At 66.8% G+C, this 13,222-nt stretch carries 15 protein-coding genes and 1 pseudogene; 12 read left to right on the top strand and 4 right to left on the bottom strand.

Annotated features, from left to right (window positions below; genetic code table 11):
* Nucleotides 1-30 precede the first annotated feature (30 nt).
* Together ACIPXZ_RS05275 and ACIPXZ_RS05270 are read left to right on the top strand one after the other, a co-directional pair.
* On the top strand, nucleotides 31-360 hold the full coding sequence (locus ACIPXZ_RS05275) for a DUF3039 domain-containing protein (protein ID WP_400591068.1): 330 nt from the start codon (nucleotides 31-33) through the stop codon (nucleotides 358-360).
* 111 nt (nucleotides 361-471) lie between these two features.
* Nucleotides 472-2,247 carry a DEAD/DEAH box helicase gene (locus ACIPXZ_RS05270; RefSeq protein ID WP_400591067.1) on the top strand — a complete coding sequence of 592 codons (1,776 nt, stop codon included), beginning with the start codon at nucleotides 472-474 and terminating at the stop codon, nucleotides 2,245-2,247.
* A gap of 80 nt (nucleotides 2,248-2,327) precedes the next feature.
* Here the strand turns inward: ACIPXZ_RS05270 and ACIPXZ_RS05265 are convergent, their stop codons facing one another.
* Nucleotides 2,328-2,942, bottom strand: coding sequence for an isochorismatase family protein (locus ACIPXZ_RS05265; RefSeq protein ID WP_400591066.1), 615 nt, complete (start codon nucleotides 2,940-2,942; stop codon nucleotides 2,328-2,330).
* Nucleotides 2,939-4,264: a nicotinate phosphoribosyltransferase gene (locus ACIPXZ_RS05260; RefSeq protein WP_400591065.1), complete on the bottom strand. Its 1,326-nt coding sequence runs from the start codon at nucleotides 4,262-4,264 to the stop codon at nucleotides 2,939-2,941. Before ACIPXZ_RS05260 ends, ACIPXZ_RS05265 begins: the two co-directional genes overlap by 4 nt.
* A 108-nt stretch (nucleotides 4,265-4,372) precedes the next feature.
* Here ACIPXZ_RS05260 and clpS point away from each other — a divergent pair, with 108 nt between their 5' ends.
* From clpS to rdgB, 6 genes are read left to right on the top strand one after another with little or no spacing between them, the layout of a single operon-like run.
* Nucleotides 4,373-4,684 carry an ATP-dependent Clp protease adapter ClpS gene (gene clpS, locus ACIPXZ_RS05255; protein WP_400591107.1) on the top strand — a complete coding sequence of 104 codons (312 nt, stop codon included), beginning with the start codon at nucleotides 4,373-4,375 and terminating at the stop codon, nucleotides 4,682-4,684.
* The gene (locus ACIPXZ_RS05250; protein WP_400591064.1) at nucleotides 4,677-5,273 is read left to right on the top strand and encodes a DUF2017 domain-containing protein; all 597 of its coding nucleotides are present in this window, start codon (nucleotides 4,677-4,679) and stop codon (nucleotides 5,271-5,273) included. Before clpS ends, ACIPXZ_RS05250 begins: the two co-directional genes overlap by 8 nt.
* The gene (murI, locus tag ACIPXZ_RS05245) at nucleotides 5,270-6,271 is read left to right on the top strand and encodes a glutamate racemase (RefSeq protein WP_400591063.1); all 1,002 of its coding nucleotides are present in this window, start codon (nucleotides 5,270-5,272) and stop codon (nucleotides 6,269-6,271) included. Before ACIPXZ_RS05250 ends, murI begins: the two co-directional genes overlap by 4 nt.
* A complete protein-coding gene (locus tag ACIPXZ_RS05240; RefSeq protein WP_400591062.1) occupies nucleotides 6,268-7,065 on the top strand; it encodes an MBL fold metallo-hydrolase in 798 nt (265 codons plus the stop codon). Before murI ends, ACIPXZ_RS05240 begins: the two co-directional genes overlap by 4 nt.
* Before the next feature lie 49 nt (nucleotides 7,066-7,114).
* Entirely contained in the window at nucleotides 7,115-7,885 is a 771-nt protein-coding gene (gene rph / locus ACIPXZ_RS05235) for a ribonuclease PH (protein ID WP_400591061.1), read from the top strand.
* Nucleotides 7,882-8,553, top strand: a complete 672-nt coding sequence (gene rdgB / locus ACIPXZ_RS05230; RefSeq protein WP_400591060.1) for an RdgB/HAM1 family non-canonical purine NTP pyrophosphatase — start codon at nucleotides 7,882-7,884, stop codon at nucleotides 8,551-8,553. Before rph ends, rdgB begins: the two co-directional genes overlap by 4 nt.
* Before the next feature lie 77 nt (nucleotides 8,554-8,630).
* Here the strand turns inward: rdgB and ACIPXZ_RS05225 are convergent, their stop codons facing one another.
* On the bottom strand, nucleotides 8,631-9,302 hold the full coding sequence (locus tag ACIPXZ_RS05225; protein WP_400591059.1) for a DedA family protein: 672 nt from the start codon (nucleotides 9,300-9,302) through the stop codon (nucleotides 8,631-8,633).
* A 163-nt stretch (nucleotides 9,303-9,465) separates the two neighbouring features.
* On the opposite strand from ACIPXZ_RS05225, the gene ACIPXZ_RS05220 reads away from it, so the two are divergent.
* The 4 genes and pseudogenes from ACIPXZ_RS05220 to ACIPXZ_RS05205 form a co-directional block, all read left to right on the top strand.
* Entirely contained in the window at nucleotides 9,466-9,873 is a 408-nt protein-coding gene (locus tag ACIPXZ_RS05220; RefSeq protein WP_400591058.1) for a GntR family transcriptional regulator, read from the top strand.
* On the top strand, nucleotides 9,870-10,814 hold the full coding sequence (locus ACIPXZ_RS05215) for an ABC transporter ATP-binding protein (protein ID WP_400591057.1): 945 nt from the start codon (nucleotides 9,870-9,872) through the stop codon (nucleotides 10,812-10,814). Before ACIPXZ_RS05220 ends, ACIPXZ_RS05215 begins: the two co-directional genes overlap by 4 nt.
* On the top strand, nucleotides 10,811-11,494 hold the full coding sequence (locus ACIPXZ_RS05210; protein ID WP_400591056.1) for a hypothetical protein: 684 nt from the start codon (nucleotides 10,811-10,813) through the stop codon (nucleotides 11,492-11,494). The genes ACIPXZ_RS05215 and ACIPXZ_RS05210 overlap by 4 nt, the downstream gene beginning before the upstream one ends.
* Before the next feature lie 37 nt (nucleotides 11,495-11,531).
* Nucleotides 11,532-12,089: pseudogene (locus ACIPXZ_RS05205) on the top strand (3'-5' exonuclease); the annotation flags it as partial.
* A 59-nt stretch (nucleotides 12,090-12,148) separates the two neighbouring features.
* Here the strand turns inward: ACIPXZ_RS05205 and ACIPXZ_RS05200 are convergent.
* The gene (locus ACIPXZ_RS05200; protein ID WP_400591055.1) at nucleotides 12,149-13,192 is read right to left on the bottom strand and encodes an ADP-ribosylglycohydrolase family protein; all 1,044 of its coding nucleotides are present in this window, start codon (nucleotides 13,190-13,192) and stop codon (nucleotides 12,149-12,151) included.
* Nucleotides 13,193-13,222 lie beyond the last annotated feature (30 nt).

Genomic DNA, 13,222 nt, shown 5'->3' with positions numbered 1-13,222 from the left:
GGACCGCGAGCATGAACGTCACACGCTAGAATGAGTGGCATGACTCTGCCTCCGGATCCCTTCGAGAACGACCCGTCGCGCGAGCTCTCCGGACCCGGCGGCTCCACGGCCACCATCGAGCGCACTGAGCAGCGCGAAACGGTGGAGCCGGGCGACCATGAGCGCTTCTCGCACTATGTGCGCAAGGAGAAGATCATGGAGTCCGCCCTGACCGGCGAACCCGTGATCGCGCTGTGCGGCAAGGTCTGGACGCCCGGACGCGACCCGCAGAAGTTCCCGGTCTGCCCCACGTGCAAAGAGATCTATGAAGGTCTCCGTCCGGGCAAGGACGGCGGCAACGACGACGGCGGGGCCAAGTAGTCTGAACCGTCCGACGGCGGTGGAGACCGCCGTCGTCGTCCGATCTTCGCGCGTATTGCGCGTGCCCTGAGCCAAGCCCTGACTTCCGTGACCCTGGAGGCACCTTTTCCCATGACGGACACGCTCTTCGGCGGACCGACCCTCCCACCGGCCTACCCGGAGCGCGCGGCCTGGGGAACCGCTCCCAAACTGCGTGCCTGGCAGCAGGAGGCGCTGGACAAGTACCTCAGCACCAAACCGCAGGACTTCCTCGCGGTGGCGACGCCGGGCGCCGGTAAGACGACCTTCGCCCTGCGGGTGGCCACCACTCTGGTGGACTCCGGCGTCGTGAACCGCATCTGCATCGTCGCGCCCACGGATCACCTGAAACGGCAGTGGGCCGATGCGGCGGCCAAGGTGGGCCTGGCCATCGACCCTAATTTCAAGAACTCGGACGGACGCCACGGACAGGGCTTCATCGGCGTCGCCGTGACCTACGCGCAGGTGGCCATGAAGCCCATGCTGCACCGGGCTCGCACCGAAGCGGCCAAGACGCTCGTGATCCTGGACGAGATCCACCACGGCGGCGAAGCTCTCTCCTGGGGCGACGGACTGCGGGAGGCCTTCGATCCCGCAGTGCGCCGCCTCAGCCTGACCGGTACCCCCTTCCGTTCCGACACCTCGCCGATCCCGTTCGTCGAGTACAGCGAGGACAAGGAGGGCATCCGCCGCTCCAAGGCGGACTACAGCTACGGCTACGGCAGTGCCCTGCGTGACCACGTGGTCCGTCCGGTGATCTTCATGGCCTACTCCGGTCAGATGCGCTGGCGGACGAGCGCGGGGGAGGAGATGGCCGCATCCCTGGGTGAGGCCGCCGTCACCAAGGACGTGACCTCGCAGGCCTGGCGGACCGCGCTGAACCCGCAAGGCGAGTGGATCCCGGCGGTGCTCTCGGCCGCCGACCGTCGGCTCTCCGAGGTACGGCATACCGTGCCCGATGCGGGCGGACTGGTGATCGCCACCGACCACGAGGACGCCCGTGCCTATGCCGGCCAGCTGAAGAGGATCACAGGCCAGTCGCCGACCGTGATCCTCTCCGACGACGCCAAGGCCTCCAGCAAGATCGAGGAGTTCTCCGACGGGGACTCCCGATGGATGGTGGCCGTCCGCATGGTGTCGGAAGGCGTCGACGTGCCCCGCCTCGCGGTGGGCGTCTACGCGACCTCGACCTCGACGCCGTTGTTCTTCGCGCAGGCGGTGGGTCGTTTCGTGCGCGCCCGTAAACGAGGTGAGACGGCCTCTGTCTTCCTGCCCTCCGTGCCACCCCTGATGGGTCTGGCCAACTCCATGGAGGCCGAACGCGACCACGCCCTCGACCGGCCTCGCAACGAGGACGAGGACGGGCTGTTCAACCCCGAGGATTCTCTCCTGGACGAGGCGAACCGCGAGGAGAAGGCGTCCGACTCGCTGACCAAGGGCAAGTTCGAGGCGCTCGATTCTCAGGCGGCCTTCGATCGCGTCCTGTTCGACGGCGGCGAGTTCGGCACCGGCGGAGACATCGGCAGCGAGGATGAGCAGGACTTCCTCGGCATTCCCGGTCTGCTGGACGCCGACCAGGTGGGGGTCCTCCTACGGCAACGCCAGGCAGAGCAGCAATCACGCCGCAAGAAGGGCCCGGCCGGACCGACGTCGGCACCCGGAGTCCCCGACCACCGTCGGCTCATGGATCTGCGCAATGAGCTGGCCAAGAGCGTTTCCGCATGGTCCGCGCGTACCGGGACGCCGCATGGCATGGTGCACAACAAACTGCGTGAAGTGTGCGGCGGGCCGGCCGTGGCCCAGGCCAGCGAAGACCAGCTCAAGGCGCGACTGGCGAAGATTCAGGGCTGGTTCGTCGGACGGAAGTGAGTTTCCAGCCGTTGTGTGCTCAGAGTTGTGGCGGGTGTTCCGCTGAATCACCCGCCACAACTGAGCGCACAGGCCAGGAATCAGGCGACGTCGACGCCGGCGTCCTCCAGCTCGTCGAAGGTCGGCTCAGGGTCCTCCGCCACGGAGGCGGTCAGCTCACGCAGAACCGTGACCGAGTAGCCCGCCTGTACCCCGTCCAGGGCGGTGGCGCGGACGCAGTGGTCGGTGGCGATGCCCACGATCACCAGCTCGTCGACGTCGTTGTTCTGAAGCCATTCGTCCAGGCTCTCGCCGTCTTCGTCCTCCGCAGGCAGCGTGCCGGGCTGACGATCGCCGCTGGACACCGCGTCTTCGGGGGCCAGGAGTCCCTCGAAACCTGAGTACGCCGCGGAGAAGCGGCCTTTGCGGAAGAACGCCTCGACGAACTCCTGGTCCAGATCCGGGTGAAGCTCCGCGCCGTGGCTTCCCGCCCGGCAGTGCGGCGGCCAGGAGTCCTGGAAATCGGGGGTGTCGGAGAAGTGTGCCCCGGGGTCCACATGCCAATCCTGAGTGGCGACGACGTGGTCATAGAGATGACCGTGGTCGTCCAGATGTTCGCTGATGCCGGCGGCGACGGCGGCTCCTCCGTCGACCGCCAGGGCACCGCCTTCGCAGAAGTCGTTCTGGACGTCGACGATGATCAGGGCCTTGCTCATGGTGTCTCCTCGTACACGGTGGTAATGACGGGTTCGCCGCGTTGCAGCCGGTTCACGGATGCGGGCATCTCGGACATCGACGCCGCGTGGCGTTCCTGGGCGCGCTGAACGGCTTCCGGACCGGTCCAGCCGGGCAGGATCTCGCCGTCCTGCACGAGCTGGACCATGAGTTCACGGTCGTTCCCATCATCCGCGGGGCGGTGGCCGATGCCGATCACTTCCGCGGTCGCGGTGCCGGAGCCGTTGAGACGGCGCAGAGCGTACTTGCGCCCGCCCACGCTCGCCTTGTTCTTGGCGGCCTTCGCCACCGAGACGAAATTGCCGTCGTCGTCGGCACGACTGACCAGCTTGTAGACCATCCCGGCGGTCGGGGCGCCGCTCCCGGTCACCAAGGACGTCCCGACGCCGTAGGAGTCGACCGGGGCGGACTGCAGGGCGGCGATGGCGTACTCGTCCAGATCGCTGGTGACGACGATCCGTGTGTTGACGGCGCCGAGCTCGTCGAGAAGCTGGCGGACCCATTGGGCCTGGGCGACCAGATCGCCGGAGTCCAGGCGGACGGCGCCGAGTTTGTCGCCCGCCAGCTCGACGGCGGTGCGGACCGCTTTCTCGACGTCGTAGGTGTCCACGAGCAGGCTGGTATCCGGTCCGAGGGAGTTCAGCTGGGCCTCGAAGGCGTCGCGCTCGGTGTCGTGCAGCAAGGTGAAGGAGTGCGCGGCGGAGCCGAACGTCCGCAGCCCGTACCGCAGCCCGGCTTCAAGGTTCGAGGTGCTGGAGAAGCCGGCGATCATGGCTGCCCTTGCGGCGGCGACGGCCGATTCCTCGTGGGTGCGGCGTGAACCCATCTCGATGCAGGGGCGTCCGCGGGCAGCCAAGGCCATGCGGGAGGCGGCCGAGGCGATGGCACTGTCGTGGTTCAGGACCGAAAGGACGTAGGTCTCCAGGATGCAGGCCTCGGCGAATGTCGATTCGATCACCAGCAGCGGCGAGTTGGGGAAGTACAGCTCGCCTTCGGCGTAACCCCAGATGTTGCCGGTGAAACGGTACGAGGCGAGGAAGGCCAGCGTCTTCTCGTTCACGACCCCGGTGCTGCGCAGGAAGTCCAGTTCGTCCGGCCCGAAGCGGAAGTTCCGGATCCCTTCGAGCAGGCGGCCCGTTCCGGCCACCACGCCGTAGCGTCGGCCGTCCGGCAGGCGCCGGGCGAAGACTTCGAAGACGGAGCTTCGATGGGCGGCGCCGGATTCCAGGGCGGCCTGCACCATCGTGAGCTCGTAATGATCGGTGTACAGCGAGGTACGGGGATGCTCCCAAGTGCTACTCACCACACACACTGTAATAGCTCACCCCGGGCCCGGACACCGGGGCGCCTGCGGACTGCCTAGAATGGAGCAATGAATTCCACAGCCACGGCAGAGATCAGGCTTGCCGCCATGACGGATCCCGAGGTCCGTCATGAGGAGCAGGTGGAGCAGCACACCGTGAGCGACACCCCCTGGAACCTGGTGGTCTGGAACGACCCCGTGAACCTCATGAGCTACGTCTCCTACGTGTTCCGCAGTTACTTCGGGTACTCGGAGCGCAAGGCGGACAAGCTCATGATGGAGGTTCACCGCAAGGGGCGTTCGATCGTGGCGCACGGCGGGCGTGAGCGCATGGAACAGCACGTGGTCGCCATGCACGGCTACGGCCTCTGGGCGACGGTGGAGAAGGCCGGCGACGGTGGGAAGGGACAGCGTGGCTAGATCATTCGTACCGGGCCGCCGTGGAATCTCCGGGCAGTTGGAGGACGAGGAACGCGAACTGCTCCGCAAGCTCTTCGCGGACGTCATCCAGATGCTCGAACCCGAGGTGTCTCCGCTGGAGGATCCTCTGGTCGAACTCATCGGCTTCGACCCTGATGTGGCCCCGCCCCAGGACCCGGCGCTGAGGCGCCTCCTTCCGGACGGCGTCAAGGACGACGATGAAGCGGCACTGGAGTTCCGTCGGCTCAGCGAACGCTCGCTGCGGCATGGAAAGGTCGGCTCTCTGCGGGCGGCTTCGTTGTTGCTGGAGAATGCCGAGCTGCAGCTGGATCAGGAACAGGCACGTCAGCTGGCGGTGGCTCTCAACGATGTCCGTCTCGTGGTCAGCGAAAGGCTCAGCATCCGGACCGAGGCCGATGCTGAAGCCGTGCACGCGGCCCAGGACTGGTCGAAGGCGGACGACCTGGAGAGCTATCTTTCGGTGGTCTACAACTTTGTGACGTGGCTCCAGGAGTCGCTCGTCCAGGCCATGAGCTACGGCCTCGACAACGCCACGGACGCCCCGGCCGGTGACGAGGAGACATCATGAGTCTGCCGGGCGCGGAGCTTTTCCCAGCCGCAGAGGATGGGAACGGTGGGCAACTGCCTCGTTCGGAGCGTCCCATCGGCATTTTCGACTCCGGTGTCGGAGGACTGACGGTCGCCCGTTCCGTCATCGACCAGCTGCCGCACGAAGCCGTGCTCTACGTCGGTGACACCGCCAACGGCCCGTACGGCCCCTTGCCGATCGCCGAGGTGCGGGCCAACGCCCTGGGCATCATGGACGAATTGGTCGACTCCGGGGTCAAGCTGCTCACCATCGCCTGCAACACGGCTTCCGCCGCCGTCCTGAGAGATGCCCGTGAGCGGTACGAAGCGAGATACGGCATTCCGGTGATCGAGGTCATCCAGCCGGCTGTCCGCCGTGCGGTCGCGGCCACCCGGAACGGTCGCATCGGCGTCATCGGAACCTCCGCCACTGTCGGCTCCCGCGCCTATGAGGACACCTTCGCGGCGGCTCCCGACCTCGAGGTGCGTTCCGTGGCCTGCCCGGAGTTCGTGCCTTTCGTGGAGGCGGGCGTCACGACCGGCCCTGAGCTTCTGGAGCTCGCAGAGGGCTATCTGGAGCCGCTCAAGAGCGCCGGTGTGGACACCCTGGTTCTGGGGTGCACGCACTATCCACTGCTTACCGGTGTCATCTCCTATGTGATGGGGGAGGACGTCACGCTCGTCTCCAGTGCCGAGGAGACGGCGAAGGACGTCTATCGTTCCCTCCTGCGTCACGGACTGGAACGCCAGGACGGTTCGGCGCCGCGGCATCATTTCGTGGCCACCGGCGACGCCGAGGGCTTCGGACGGCTGGCCAGGCGCTTCCTCGGTCCCGAGGTGGGGAGCGTGGAACACGTCGAGCACGTCTCCGCCAGCTACCCGACCGGGAGTCTGGCCAAGATCACCCCGGAGATGCTGGAAGCCGCCCGTGCCGCTGCCGGGCAGCCGAGGATCTCGCACTTCGTGGCCAAGGATTTCAGAGACGGGGTTCGGGGATGAAACTGACCATCGTGGGCTGTACCGGAAGTTTCCCCGGGCCCGGTTCGCCGGCGTCGTGCTATCTGCTCACCGCGGACAGCGGCGGCAAACGCTGGAAGATCGTCCTGGACCTCGGCAGCGGCGCGCTGGGCGCGTTGCAGCGGTACACCGATCTGGAGGACATCGACGGTGTCTTCCTCAGCCACCTGCACCCGGACCACTGCATGGACCTCTGTGGTCTGCACGTCGCCGTGCACTGGAAGCCAGGCGGCTGGGATCGCGGACGCATCCCCGTCTGGGGCCCGGCGGCGACGGCGGACCGGCTGGCCACCGCCTATGGCCTGCCTCTGGACCCGGGCATGCATGAGGACTTCGACTTCGCGTCCTGGACCGCGAGGGAGCCCGTGAAGCTCGGCCCGTTCACCATCACCCCGTTCGCGGTCAACCATCCCATCGAAGAGGCCTACGCGCTGCGGGTCGAGTGCCGCCAGGAACTCGAGGACGGCACGGTCAAGGAGAGCGTCCTGAGCTACTCGGGCGACACCGATTCCTGTCCGGAACTCGTCGAGGCGGCGCGGGACACCGACTTCTTCCTGTGCGAGGCGGCCTTCGAAGAAGGCCGTGACGACGACATCAAGGACGTTCATCTCACGGGCAAGCGGGCCGGTGAGGCCGCAGTGGAGGCCGGCGCCCGGAGACTACTGCTCACTCACATCCCCGTCTGGACGGACACCACGAAGGTGCTTCACGAGGCGCGGGACGTGTTCGGCGAGGGTGTCGCGGTCGCCGTCGCGGGGGTTCACTACCAGCTCTGAGTGCACCGGACGGAAGGTGATGGGGAGCATCCGGGGATACGCTAGAGGCATGACCCCCACGCTTCCACACGACGCATCCGTGCGCGCCGACGGCCGCACCCCCGAGCAGCTTCGCCCCATCAGCATCACCAGGGGCTGGTCCAACCAGGCCGAGGGATCCGCGCTCATCGAGTTCGGCAACACCCGGGTCCTGTGCACCGCCTCCCTCACCGAGGGCGTGCCCCGCTGGCTGAAGGGCGAAGGCCGCGGCTGGGTCACGGCGGAGTACGCCATGCTGCCGCGTGCGACCAACACCCGTTCGGACCGCGAATCGGTCAAGGGCAAGATCGGCGGGCGTACCCACGAGATCTCACGGCTGATCGGCCGTTCGCTGCGCTCCATCATCGACACCCAGGCCCTCGGTGAGAACACCATCGTCCTGGACTGTGACGTCCTCCAGGCCGATGGCGGCACCCGGACCGCGGCCATCACGGGCGCCTTCGTGGCGCTCGCGGAATCGCTGCGCTTCGCCAAGGAGAACAAGCTCATCGCCCCGAAGGCGAGGCCGCTTGTGGACACCATCGCGGCCGTTTCCGTCGGCATCATCGACGGCGTTCCGATGCTGGACCTGCCCTATGTGGAGGATGTGCGCGCCGAGACCGATATGAACGTGGTGGTCACGGGGGCCGGGAAGTTCGTGGAGGTGCAGGGAACCGCCGAGGGGGCGCCGTTCGACCGGGACGAACTGAACCGGCTCCTGGACCTGGCGCTCATCGGCACCAGCCAGCTGGCCGCCATCCAGCGGGAGACGCTCGGGGAGACCCTGGAGGGGATTCTGTGAGTGAGCGTCCGGAGGCGCAGGTCCCGGCCGGGGCCCGGCTGGTACTGGCCACTCGCAATGCGGGCAAGCTGAAGGAACTGCGGGAACTGTTGCGCGGCCAGGTGCCCGGCCTGGACGTGGACACCCAGGTGATCGACGCGGAGACGGCAGGGGTGCCGGACGTCGTCGAGGACGGCACCAGCTTCGCCGAGAACTCGCTGAAGAAGTCGCGTGCGGTCGCCGAGGCCACGGGGCTGCCCTCCATCGCGGACGATTCGGGGCTCAGCGTGGACATCCTGGGAGGTGCTCCCGGCATCTTCTCGGCCCGCTGGGCCGGCAGTCACGGTGACGACCAGGCCAACCTCGACCTGTTGCTCGCGCAGCTCTCCGACATCGCTGAACCGCATCGCAAGGCGTCGTTCGTCTGTGCTGCGGCCCTCACCGTCCCGCCCTCGGCAGGTGCCGAAGGCGGCGAGGAGGCGTACGACGTCGTCGAATACGGCACGCTGGACGGAACCTTGCTCCGTGAACCCCGCGGTGCCGGTGGCTTCGGCTACGACCCGGTGCTGCAGCCGGACGGCGAGAGCCGCAGCTGCGCCGAGCTCAGCAGCGAGGAGAAGAACGCGATCAGCCACCGGGGGAAGGCCTTCCGAGCCCTTCTGCCGGCGATCGTGAAGGCTCTTTCCTGAGGCCTCGATCCCCCTGATATGCGTGTGTCCCCACCGGATCCGGTGGGGACACGCGCATATCAGGGGACTCTCGCGTATCAGGCCTTGTCGGCCCGCTTCTTCTCCAGGTAGCCCTTGATGCCCTCGATGACGATGGGCAGTACCGAGACCAGCACGATCACGATGAAGATCAGGTCCAGGTTCTTGGAGACCCACGGGACACGGTCGCCCAGGATGTAGCCGAGCAGCGTGACGCCGCCTCCCCAGAGCACGCCACCGATGACGTTGAAGAGGAAGAACTTCTTCGCCTCGTACTCCGCGACGCCCACGATGACCGGGACGAAGGTGCGGATGATGGGGACGAAGCGGGCCAGGATCAGGGCCTTGCCGCCGTGCTTCTCGAAGAAGAGGTGGGCCTTCTCCACGTTCTCATGCTTGAACAGCCGCGAATCGGGCCGGTTGAAGAGTGCGGGGCCGGCTTTCCGGCCGATCAGATAGCCGCACTGGTTGCCGACGATGGCCGAGATGATGACCAGAAGGATCAGGGCGACGATGTTGAACTTGATGGTCCCGGTGGCCACGAGCAGGCCTGCCGTGAACAGCAGCGAATCGCCGGGGAGGAAGAATCCCACGAGCAATCCGGTCTCCGCGAAGATGATGCCGCAGACCAGCAGCACCACCCAGGGTGCCAAGGCCGGGTCGGCCAGGAACACCTGAGGGTTCAGCCAGTCCGGCAGGAAGGACGCGGTCGGTACGGGTACACGCGCCATGGCGTGCAGGGTATCGGCGGCAATGGAGGCAGCAATCACCCCTCAAGACTACGGGTTCGCACTGGTGATTGGCTGGACGCCGGCTCCATGGCCTTGCGCTCCAGCCTCGTTGCTTCTATGGTTAGTTACATGAGTAATGAACCGATGTGGTTAGGGGGCGTTGATGATTGACGACTCCGGGCCGATCTTCCTGCAGATCGCCGCCCTGATCGAGAACGACATCGTCTCTGGAGCCCTGCCCGAAGAATCGCAGGTTCCGTCCACCAACGAGTTCGCGCAGTACTACCGCATCAATCCGGCAACGGCGGCCAAAGGAGTCAACACCCTGGTCGACGAGGGGATCCTCTACAAGAAACGGGGAATCGGCATGTTCGTCGCGGCAGGATCACGAGACCGGCTCCTCGGCCGGCGGAAGGAAGGCTTCCGCGCCCAGTTCGTGGAGCCGCTCTGCAGGGAGGCGGGCAAGCTCGGGATCGCCCGGGCCGAACTGCTCACCATGCTGACGCAGGCCCTGGACGGGACGGCGTCACCAGAGAATCACGAGAGCACCAAGGGGAAGGCAGCATCATGAATCAGGACGTGGTCCGCGTGACGGATCTGACGCGTCGCTACAAGGACGTCAAAGCGCTCGACTCGGTCAGCCTGACCTTCGGCAAGGACCGGATCTACGGTCTGCTGGGCCGCAACGGGGCCGGCAAGACCACACTGATGTCTATCCTCACCGCGCAGGCCTTCCCCAGCGGCGGGACGGTCGAAGTGTTCGGCGAGAACCCGTATGAGAACGAGACGGTGCTCCGCCGTCTGTGTTTCATCCGGGAATCCCAGAAGTACCCCGAGAGTTTCACCCCGGCTCATGCCTTCAAGGCCGCAGCGCTCTTCTTCGAGTCCTGGGACAGGGAATTCGCGGCCCGCCTGGCTGAGGACTTCCAGCTGCCGCTCAAGCGGCAGATCAAGAAGCTCTCCCGCGGCCAGCTCTCGGCCGTGGGGATCATCATCGGCCTGGCGAGCCGGGCCGAACTGACCTTCTTCGACGAGCCGTACCTGGGCCTGGACGCGGTGGCCCGTCATCTGTTCTACGACCACCTCGTGAAGGACTACGCCGAGCACCCGCGCACCATCGTGCTCTCGTCCCACCTGATCGACGAGGTGGCCAATCTGCTGGAGCATGTGGTGGTCATCGACCGTGGGCGGATCATCATGGATGACGAAGCCGAGGCCATTCGCGGCTCCGCCGTCACGGTCTCGGGGCCGGCTGACGCAGTGGCCGGCTTCGTGAAGGGGCACGAGGTTCTCTTCGAAGAGCGCCTGCTGAACACGGCGTCCGTCTCCATCTCGGCGCGTCTGGATGCAGCCCAGCGGAGGGAGGCCGCCGAACTCGGCCTGACCCTGGAACAGGTCTCCCTGCAGCAACTGGTGGTGCACGCGTCGCTGGCACGGACCGGAGGCGGCTCCGCCCCCAGCCGGGCCGTTCTGAACGATCTTGAAAGCGAATTCACGGAGGTGTCCAAATGAGCCGGATCCTGGCGGTCAGCCGCATGCAGTTGGTCAACAAGTGGACCTTCCTGGGCATGCCGGGGGTGATCCTGGGCGGGGCGTTCGTGCTCTCCCTGGCGATCTTCGCCCTGGTTCCCGGTGAGAAGTACAGCGGTGGCGCCTCCTTCGCGCCACTCTGGTACTTCTTCGCCCTGGGTCTGCAAAGCCTGACCATGACCTTCCCCTTCGCGCTCGGCATGAGTGTCTCGCGCCGCAGCTACTTCCTGGGCACCTACGCCACGTTCGCGGCAGTGGCCCTGGGCATGGCCCTGCTGTACACGGTGGGAACCCAGCTGGAGGCGGCCACGAGCGGCTGGGGCATGAACGGTTACTTCTTCCGCACTCCGTTCCTCTTCGACGGTCCCTGGTGGCAGAGCCTCGCTCTCTCCTTCGTGATCACCATGTTCTTCTTCTCCACCGGGTTCTGGTCCGCAACGGTCTACAAGCGCTGGGGAGTCACCGGAGCACTGATCATGGGCATCGGGGTGGCCCTGATCGTCCTGGCGGCGGTCTTCCTCCTGACGTGGACCGGGAACTGGGCTGCGGTCGGCGAGTTCTTCGCGCATGTTCAAGGGATCGGGCTGGCCGGCGTCGTCCTGGTGCTGGTCGCGGCCATGAGTCTCGGAGGCTACCTGACCATCCGGCGGGCGACGGCCTGAGGCACCGCTCCGCCCGGCGGAGGCGTAGGCTTGTGGGGTGGCCCTGGATTTCACCGCGATCGACTTCGAGACCGCGAACGGATTCTGGGGCTCCCCGTGCGCCATCGGCATGATCCGCGTCCGCGGGGGAGCGGTGGTGGCGGAGGACACCTTCCTGATCCGCCCGCCCGCCGGACACGATCACTTCGACCCGCGCAATATCGCCATCCACGGAATCCATCCTCATGAGGTCGCCGAAGAACCCCGTTTCCTGGAGGTCTTCCCCCGCATCCAGGAGTTCATCGGAGACGACGTCGTCGCGGCGCACAATGCGGCCTTCGACCTCGGCGTCATCGATTCGGCCCTGAGGATCTCCGGACAGCGGGCGCCCCGGTACCGCTTCGCCTGCACGGTGGTTCTTTCCCGCCGTTGTTATCGGCTTCCGTCCAATTCGCTCCCCTTCGCGGCGCAGTATGCGGGGGTCCCTTTGGAACATCACCACGATCCGGTGGAGGATGCGAGGGCGTGCGCCGGAATCCTCGTGGACATCGCCCGGAGGCAGGGCGCGGACTCCGTCGATGACTTGTACCGACGGCTCGGGATGCAGCTGCCCCAGACCTCGGGCCCGACGGCCGGCCGGGCTACTCGCTGAGCTGCGTTATTCGCTGAGCTGCGTTACTCGCCGACCAGGGCCGCCAGCTCGGAGGCGATGCGGTCCACGACCTCGATGCCGTTCACGGACGCCAACCAGGACGGCGGCAGTGCACCGTCTCCATGCAAGGCGCCGACGATGTTCCCGGCGATTGACGCCGTTGAATCCGAATCGCCGTCGTGCGTCGCAGCCAGCGCGAGCGCCTCGCGAAGGTGCTGCTCGGGATCAGCGGCGCCCGCGGTCGCAAGCACCGCATAGAGTGCGACGGCGAACGCCTCCTCAGCGACCCAACCTTCGCCGAGTTCCGCGGTGAGCGCCTCGGGGCTGAGCCGCTCGGCGGCCCGGGCCAGGTCGATGGCCTTCAAAACCCGTTCCCGGAGTTCCGGGGGAGTTCCGGGGTCGTCCTGGAGCCGTCCGGCGAGGGCGGAGACCGCCTCGTCGAGCGGCGCACCGAGGAGCAGGCCGTGGATCAGCAGGGAGAACTGGGCCGAGGAGTGCAGTGCCGAAGGGTGGCCATGCGTGAGGGCTGCCGCGTCCGTGCTGAGCCTTGCCACCGCCTCGGGCGCAAGCTGCGGGATGAGCCCGAAGGGGGCCGCGCGCATGATGGTGCCGCATCCCTTGCTGTCCGGGTTGACGGGGCGGGCCACCGAGCCCATCGCACCGCCGGCCAGGCCCGAGAGGCAGGCCTTGCCCGGGTGGCGCTGATGCTGCATGACCGGCTGTGCATCGAGCCAGCGCGGCACCGGCTGCGGGGCCGATTCGGGCACCGTCACGCCCTGGGTCTTCAGCCAGCGCAGATAGGCGAGCCAGACGCAGGCCAGTTCGTCGGCGCGGACTCCCTCCCGGGCCCAGGCCAGGGCCTCGTTGAGACCGTCGGCGCTGTAGAGCGTCATCTGGGTGTCATCCGAGAAGTCCACCGGACCGCCCAGCTGAGAGAAATCCTGCAGCCCCGCGGAGCCGAAGCGCTCGCGGATCGCCGGGAGCCGGTCGAACTCAACCGCGTATCCGAGCGCGTCCCCCAAAGCCCCGCCCAGGAGTGAACCACGGATCTTCGATGCAATCGCCATGGACCTAAGCGTAGTGGCGAGGAACCCCGG

It is taken from the genome of Arthrobacter sp. NPDC090010 (genome assembly GCF_044748305.1).
Taxonomy (GTDB): Bacteria; Actinomycetota; Actinomycetes; order Actinomycetales; family Micrococcaceae; genus Arthrobacter_E.
Note: the sequence above shows the minus strand (reverse complement) of the source record. Positions and strands in the feature narration are given on the sequence as shown.

What these genes read in the sequence shown, in the direction of transcription:
- ACIPXZ_RS05215 (WP_400591057.1), top strand. Translation starts at nt 9,870, where the DNA reads ATGAATCAGGACGTGGTCCGCGTGACGGATCTGACGCGTCGCTACAAG.
- ACIPXZ_RS05265 (WP_400591066.1), bottom strand. Translation starts at nt 2,942, where the DNA reads ATGAGCAAGGCCCTGATCATCGTCGACGTCCAGAACGACTTCTGCGAA.
- ACIPXZ_RS05200 (WP_400591055.1), bottom strand. Translation starts at nt 13,192, where the DNA reads ATGGCGATTGCATCGAAGATCCGTGGTTCACTCCTGGGCGGGGCTTTG.
- ACIPXZ_RS05270 (WP_400591067.1), top strand. Translation starts at nt 472, where the DNA reads ATGACGGACACGCTCTTCGGCGGACCGACCCTCCCACCGGCCTACCCG.
- ACIPXZ_RS05220 (WP_400591058.1), top strand. Translation starts at nt 9,466, where the DNA reads ATGATTGACGACTCCGGGCCGATCTTCCTGCAGATCGCCGCCCTGATC.
- ACIPXZ_RS05225 (WP_400591059.1), bottom strand. Translation starts at nt 9,302, where the DNA reads ATGGCGCGTGTACCCGTACCGACCGCGTCCTTCCTGCCGGACTGGCTG.
- ACIPXZ_RS05210 (WP_400591056.1), top strand. Translation starts at nt 10,811, where the DNA reads ATGAGCCGGATCCTGGCGGTCAGCCGCATGCAGTTGGTCAACAAGTGG.
- murI (WP_400591063.1), top strand. Translation starts at nt 5,270, where the DNA reads ATGAGTCTGCCGGGCGCGGAGCTTTTCCCAGCCGCAGAGGATGGGAAC.
- ACIPXZ_RS05275 (WP_400591068.1), top strand. Translation starts at nt 31, where the DNA reads ATGAGTGGCATGACTCTGCCTCCGGATCCCTTCGAGAACGACCCGTCG.
- rph (WP_400591061.1), top strand. Translation starts at nt 7,115, where the DNA reads ATGACCCCCACGCTTCCACACGACGCATCCGTGCGCGCCGACGGCCGC.
- ACIPXZ_RS05240 (WP_400591062.1), top strand. Translation starts at nt 6,268, where the DNA reads ATGAAACTGACCATCGTGGGCTGTACCGGAAGTTTCCCCGGGCCCGGT.
- clpS (WP_400591107.1), top strand. Translation starts at nt 4,373, where the DNA reads ATGACGGATCCCGAGGTCCGTCATGAGGAGCAGGTGGAGCAGCACACC.